Origin of the sequence: Streptomyces laculatispora (assembly GCF_017353455.1) — a bacterium.
Lineage (GTDB): Bacteria > Actinomycetota > Actinomycetes > Streptomycetales > Streptomycetaceae > Streptomyces > Streptomyces laculatispora.
The window spans coordinates 1-6,735 of record NZ_JAFMPZ010000393.1 but is presented as its reverse complement, the minus strand read 5'-3'; the positions used below and the strand labels follow the sequence as shown (position 1 = coordinate 6,735).

At 74.1% G+C, this 6,735-nt stretch carries 4 protein-coding genes; all 4 read right to left on the bottom strand.

Going from position 1 to position 6,735, the window contains the following annotated elements:
- The coding region (locus J1C73_RS20165) for a condensation domain-containing protein (protein WP_242644440.1) at nt 1-1,667 on the bottom strand (1,667 nt) is incomplete at its 3' end.
- Nucleotides 1,667-2,719 (bottom strand): MupA/Atu3671 family FMN-dependent luciferase-like monooxygenase, encoded by a 1,053-nt coding sequence (locus tag J1C73_RS20160; RefSeq protein ID WP_123468117.1) that lies wholly within the window; start codon nt 2,717-2,719, stop codon nt 1,667-1,669. The genes J1C73_RS20165 and J1C73_RS20160, both read right to left, overlap by 1 nt.
- A complete protein-coding gene (locus J1C73_RS20155; RefSeq protein WP_207317641.1) occupies nt 2,704-6,234 on the bottom strand; it encodes a non-ribosomal peptide synthetase in 3,531 nt (1,176 codons plus the stop codon). The genes J1C73_RS20160 and J1C73_RS20155 overlap by 16 nt, the downstream gene beginning before the upstream one ends.
- Nucleotides 6,218-6,735, bottom strand: a 518-nt coding sequence (locus J1C73_RS20150; protein ID WP_207317640.1) for an MFS transporter, incomplete at its 5' end; no start/stop codon positions are given. The genes J1C73_RS20155 and J1C73_RS20150, both read right to left, overlap by 17 nt.

Genomic DNA, 6,735 nt, shown 5'->3' with positions numbered 1-6,735 from the left:
GCACCGAGGCGCACCAGCCGGCCCGCCAGCCGGGCGACCCGGTCGTCCAGCTGGGCATAGGTCAGGGTGCGCCCCGCGGACTCGACGGCCGGTGCGTCCGGTGTGCGGGCCGCGTGCCGGGTCACCAGACCGGGCAGCGACACGGGGTCGGGGGCGGCGGATCCGGCGGAAGCGGCGAGCAGTTCGGCGCGCATGACCGCGGGCACCAGGTCGATGTCCCCGACGAGCGCCGTGGGGTCGGCGGTGATCTGCCGCAGCAGTTCGACGTAGCACTGCGTCCAGCGGGCCACCGTCGCGGGGCTGAAGACGTCGGTGCGCAGACCGAAGCTGCCCTCCATGCCGTCGCCGCTGTCCTTCACCACACCGACGAGGTCGTGCTCGCCCCCGGTGTGGATGCGCTCGGGCTCCGCGAACTCCTTCATCACCGTGACGCTCGGCTGCTGCGTCAGATGCATGAACACCCACTGGTACAGCGGGGCCCGGCCCGCGCTGCGTTCGGGTGCGGCGGCCGACACGATCCGGCCGACGGGCACGTCCGCGTTGGCCATCAGATCCGGGAAGTCGACGGCGAACCCGGCGAGCACATCGGCGAACGACCGGTCGGGGCGCACCTGCCAGCGGGTCGGCACGGCGTTCATGACATACCCGATGACCTGGTCGAGGCCCTTGGCCGCACGGTTGGCGATCGGGGTGCCGATCACCAGGTCGTCGGCGCCGCTGACCCGGTGCGCCAGGACGGCGAAGGCCGCCATGAGGACGACGTAGACGGAGGAGCCGCGCTCCCGGGCCAGCGCCCGAACAGCGGCGGTGGTCGCCGCGTCGATGTGGAAGGGGACGTTCGCGATGCCGTCGCCCTCGGCGGCGGTGCCGGTGCCGGCGCCCGGCACGGTCAGCGGACCGGGCGGGTCGGCGAGATAGCGGCGCCAGAAGTCGAGCCGGCTCCCGAAGACCCCGGCCTCCACCAGCTCGTCCTGCCAGGACGAGAAGTCGGCGTACTGGACGTCGGGCCGGGTGAGGGGCGGCTCCAGACCGTCGCGCAGGGCGCCGTACGCCTGGGCGAACTCGTTCTGCAGCACATCGAACGACCACCAGTCGCTGATGGTGTGGTGCAGGCTCAGCATCAGGGTGGAGCGCTGTCCGCCGACCCGGACGAACCGGGCCCGGATCAGCTTGTCCCGGCTCAGGTCGAAGGGGCGGTTGCGGAAGGCCTCGAAGGCCTCGTCGATCGTCCCGCCGGTGCCCCGCAGATCCTCGTGCTCCAGGCCGAAGGTCCCGTCGTCGGGGAACTCGACGTGCAGCTCGCCCGACGGATCCGTCACGATCCGGGTCCGCAGGATGTCGTGGTGACGCTGGATCAGCGTCAGCGCCGCCTCCAGATGCGCCGGGTCGACGGGCCGCTCGAAGTGGTAGGCGGCGCACAGATTGAGCGCGGGGGTGCCCGGATACAGCGAGTCGTACACCCACAGGTCGTGCTGCGCCGGGCTGAGAGGCACCCGGCGGGCCGGGTCGCGCGGCGGTATGACGGCGGGTATCTCGCGGGCCCGCCCTGCCTCCAGCAGTCGGCGCATCAGCCGGACCCGCTGCTCCCGGCCGAGTGCGCCGAACCGGTCGGCCATGGAGGGGGACGCCGCGCCCGGAACGGGGCGCGAAACGGTGGGGGCGCTCATCACAGGTTCTCTTTCAGTTCGGCCAGCCGGTGCAGCCCGGCCAGTACGTCGTCCCGCCCGATGCCGAAGTCGATGAAGCAGGCGACCTCGTCGACGCCCAGCTCGGCCAGATCGGCGAGCATCTTGGCGCAGTGGCCCGGGGAGCCGAGCAGACTGCCCCAGCTCAGATAGCGCTCGAAGGCGAAGTCGGCGAGCATCGCGGTCTGCTGCTCGGTGAGCTGTGCGGTCGTGGGGTCCGCGGACCGGTTGGCCGCCGTCTGGCGGACGTACGAGGCGAGATAGGTCTTGAGGGGCGCGCCCGCCATCCGGCGGACCTCCGCGTCGTCGGCGCCGACGTAGGTGTGGGCCATGAGCGTGACCCGGCCGTGTGCGTCGGTGCCCCGCTGGTCGGGGGCCGCGGCGCAGGCGGCGCGGTAGAGGGCGATCTTCTCGGCCAGTTCCTCCCGGCTCTGCCCGACGGTCGCGCCGAGCACTCCGGCGCGCAGCCCGCCGGCCGCCGCCCAGGTCTCCGGGTTGCCGGACGTGGTGACCCACAGCGGCAGGGTGTCCTGTACGGGCCGGGGCTGGGGTGTCACGGAGACCGGAGTGCCGGTGCCGTCGGGGTACTCGGCGGCCTCGCCCGCCCAGAGCGAGCGCAGCCGCGGAATGGTCTCCAGGGCGGTCCGCCGCCGGTCCGCGTACTGCTCGGGGGCCAGCGTGAAGTCCTTGGAGTGCCAGCCGGTGGCGACGGAGAGGCCGACCCGCCCGTGCGAGAGGTTGTCCACGACGGCCCAGTCCTCCGCCACCCGCAGCGGGTGGTGGAGCGGCAGGACGACGCTGCCCGCGCGGATCCCGATCCGCTCGGTGGCGACGGCGAGTGCCGCGCTGAGCACCGGAGGGCTGGGGAAGACCTGCCCCACCTGCTGGAAGTGGCGTTCGGGGGTCCAGACGGCGTGGAACCCGAGCCGGTCGGCCGTACGGGCCACGGCGAGGATGTCCTCGTACGTCTCGGTGTGCCGGGCCTCGCCGGCGGTGGTGCTGTCCGCACCGAAGAACATCACACTGAGGTCCACTGCCGCTCCTCCTGCTTCCTGCTGGGCTGGGTCTGGGTCTGGGTCTGGGTCTCCGGGCGCCGCGGCACCCGGGGGCGGCGCGGGATGGCGGTGGGCGCTACCGGTCCGGGAAGGGCGGCCGCCCGTTCCAGCTCGGCCGCGAAGGCCGCGACCGTGGGCGCGGCGAACAGCTGGGCCACGGTCACCGGCCGGCCGGCGCCGAGCCGGGCCACGACGCGTACCGCGCGCAGGGAGTTGCCGCCGAGGGCGAAGAAGTCGTCGTGCGGACCGGCGCTCGGCACGCCGAGGACCTCGCACCAGACGGCGGCGGTCTCCCGCTCCAGAGCGGTCATCGGGCGTTCGGCGGTGCCGCGGTGCCGGGTCGGTGCGGTGATCCGGTCGCCCTGGCCGGCCCGCCGGGGCGGCGCGGTGAGGCCCAGCCGCGACAGGGGCGTTTCGGGGTCGGCCGCGGATGCCTCCAGGGCCTGGGGGAGGGCCTGGGCGAGCCACTGGACGAAGTCCGCCTCCAGCGCCTCCCCGCGGTACTCGAAGGTCAGGGTCAGTCCGTCCGGCGCACCGTCCGCCGTGCTGGAGTCCGTGACGTCCACCAGGAGTTCGAACCGGGCGGCGCCGGTGCGCACGACCTCGACGCCGTGTTCGGCACCGGGCAGTGTGACCTCGGCCCGTGCGTTGTTCTGGAGCGCGAGGACCACGTCGGTGAACGGCTGACGGCCGGGGGAGCGTGCCGGGTTGAGGGCCCCGACCACGTCCTCGAACGGCACGTCCTGGTGGCTGAACGCGGCCAGGTCCGTCTCCCGCACCCGGGCGAGCAGCTCCGCCGCCGTGGGGTCGCCGGACAGATCGGTGCGCAGCACCAGCATGTTGACGAAGAACCCGACGACGTCCTCGACGCCGCCGTCCCCGGCCCGGCCTGCCACCGGTGCGCCGACCGCCAGGTCCTCGTCCGCGCCGGCCCGCACCAGCACGGTGGCCAGCGCGGCGTGCAGGGCCATGAAGAGCGTGGCGCCGCGGGCGCGGGCCGACTCGACCACCCGGGCGTGGGCCGCCGCGTCCAGCCGGCACACCACGACCTCCGCGGCCGGACCGGGTACGGCGGGCCGCCCGGCGCGACGGGGCAGCAGCGGGCCGCCGTCCGGCAGCCCGTCCAGCTCCTTGCGCCAGTACGTGAGCTGACGGGCGGCGAGCGCGTGCGGATCGGCCGGTGAGCCGAGCCGGCCGAGCTGCTGCCGGGCGTGCTCCCCGTACGGGACGGCGAGCGGCGCAAGTACGGCGTCCGCGCCGGCGACCCGTGCCGCGTAGGCGCGGGACAGATCGCGGAAGAGCGGCCGCAGGGACCACCCGTCCCCGGCGATGTGATGGACCAGCACCAGGAGCGCGTGTTCGTCCGGCCGCTCCTGGGAGGTGAACAGGGTTGCACGGCAAGGGAGTTCGGTCCGCAGGTCGAAGCGGTGGCGGGCCTCCCGCTCGATCTCCCGGTCCGTCGAATCCGCGGCGGTGCGCAGGACGCGCAGGGGCGGCCGCGCGGCCGCCCCGCTCAGCACCCGCCGCACGGGGGCGCCGTCGGCCTCCTCGAAGACGGTGCGGAGCACCTCGTGCCGGTCGGCGACCTCGGCCAGCGCGTCACCCAGCGCGGCCGCGTCGACCGCGCCCCGCAGGCGCACCAGCATCGGCAGGTTGTACGCGGCGCCGGACCCGATCCGGTCCAGGAACCACAGCCGGTGCTGCGCGTGCGAGACCGGGAGCGCACCGGAAGCGGTGCCGGGCGCGGGAGCGGCGGGGGGCGCCGGGGGAGCGGTGTCGACGAACGGGGCGAGCAGCGCCGGGGTGGGCGCCTCGAAGAGCCCGCGGATATCGATCTCGGCGCCGAGCACGGTGCGGATCCGGCCCAGCAGCCGTGCGGCCAGCAGGGAGTGGCCGCCGAGGGAGAAGAAGTCGTCGTCCGGGCCGACCGCCGCCGCGCGGAGCACCTGGGCGAAGAGGTCGCACAGCGCGGCCACGGTCCCGCTCGCCGCCGCCCGTACGGCCGGGACCGTCCCGGCTCCGGGCTCCGGCAGGGCGGCCCGGTCCAGCTTTCCGCTGGGGGTCAGCGGCAGCGCGTCCAGCGGTACGAAGACCGCCGGCACCAGGTATTCGGCCAGCACGCTGCGGGCGTACTCGCGCAACTCCGCCTCCCGGAAGCCCTGTCGGGCGCCGCCGCGCGGCACCACGTACGCGGTCAGCTGGCGGTCGCCCGCCGGGTGCTCATGGGCGAGAACCGCCGCCCGGTCGATGCCGGGATGCCTGGCCAGTACGTTCTCGACCTCACCCGGCTCCACCCGGAAGCCCCGGATCTTCACCTGGCTGTCGGCCCGTCCCAGGTATTCGAGGACTCCGTCCGCGCGCCGCCGTCCGAGGTCACCGGTGCGGTAGACGCGCTCGCCGGACGGGGCCGCGACGAAGCGTTCGGCGGTCAGCGCGGGCCGCCCCCGGTACTCGCGGGCCACGCCCGCCCCGGCGGCGTAGATCTCGCCGGTCGCGCCGTCCGGTACCGGACGCAGCTCCTCGTCGAGGATGAACAGCCGCTTTCCCGCCAGCGGACGGCCGATCGGCACCGGGCCGTCGCCGAGTTCGGCAAGGGCCACCGGGTGGACGGTCAGGAAGACCATGCACTCGACGGGGCCGTAGCCGTTGCTCAGCCGCAGGCCCGGGCTGTGCTCCAGGGCGTGCGCCGCATGCGGCGCGGACAGTGCCTCGCCGCCCACCACGAGTTCCCGCAGCCCCTCCAGTACCTGCGGGTACTCGTCGACGACGACGTTGAAGAGGGAGGCGGAGAGGTACATGGAGGTGATGCCGTGCTCGGCGACGAGCCGTGCCATCAGGAAGGGTTCGGGCCGCCGCCCCGGATGCAGGACGCAGGTCCCCCCGTTCATGAGCGGCCCCCACAGTTCCAGGGCGAACGCGTCCCAGGACAGCGGCGCGCACTGGAGCCAGACGGCGCCGGGGCCGAACGAGGCGAAGTCCTGTCCGGTGAGGGTGGAGGTGAGCGCGTGGTGCGACGCGGCGATGCCCTTCGGCCGCCCGGTCGATCCGGAGGTGAACATCACGCAGGCGATGTCGTCCGGCCGGACCCGGACGGCGCCGCGCGGCAGCGGCCGCGCCCCCGGGGCGTCCTCGATGTGCACCTGCGTCACGCCGAGCCCGTCGGGCGCGGTGCCGCGCGCCGACACGACCACGGCCGTCCGCGCGTCCTCGGCCATCGCGCGCAGCCGTTCGGCGGGGAAGCCGGGGTCGAGCATCACATAGCCGGCTCCGGCCTTGAGGATGCCGAGCACGGTCACGACGAGCGCGGTGGAGCGCTCCAGGTACACCCCGACCGTGTCACCGGCCCGGATGCCCCTCGCTGCCAGCAGACCGGCCAACCGGTCCGCCCGTACGTCGAGTTCGGCGTAGTCGATCCGCTCGTCGCCGTCGATCAGCGCGGTCGCGCCGGGCGCCAGGACCACCTGCTCCTCGAACAGTTCATGCGCGCACCTCATCGCGTTCACCTCCCTGGCGGTCGCTCTGCTCGACCGGCTCCCGCGGGGCGTCGAGATCGGGCAGCAGGACGTCGATGTCCCTGATCGAACGGCTGGCGAGTCCCCAGAGGGCGACCGCGGTCCCGCCGATGCCGGCCAGGAACAACATGGCCGCCATGCCGCTGCCCGGAGAGTCGCCGACGAGGGGCCCGAGCACGGTGAAGACGCCGGAGCCCTGGGCGGCCTGAGGTTCGAAGACGTGGTCGGCGAGCGGTCCGGAGACCGCCATGGCCAGGGGGACGGAGATCTGCGACAGGAACATCACCGCGCCGAAGACCCGGCCCTGCCATTCGTGCGGGACCTTGGTCTGCACGATCGTCTGCATCGAGGCGTTGACCATGGTCATGAGCAGCGCGCCGACCAGGATGGCCAGGCACCAGCCGGTCACACCGCCCACCAGGCCCATCACCACCAGGCCGGAGAGAGACATGCCGACCACGCCGAGCATCATGCCCCGGCCCC

Coding starts and splice junctions, on each gene's coding strand:
- J1C73_RS20155 (WP_207317641.1), bottom strand. CDS start 6,234: ATGAGGTGCGCGCATGAACTGTTCGAGGAGCAGGTGGTCCTGGCGCCC.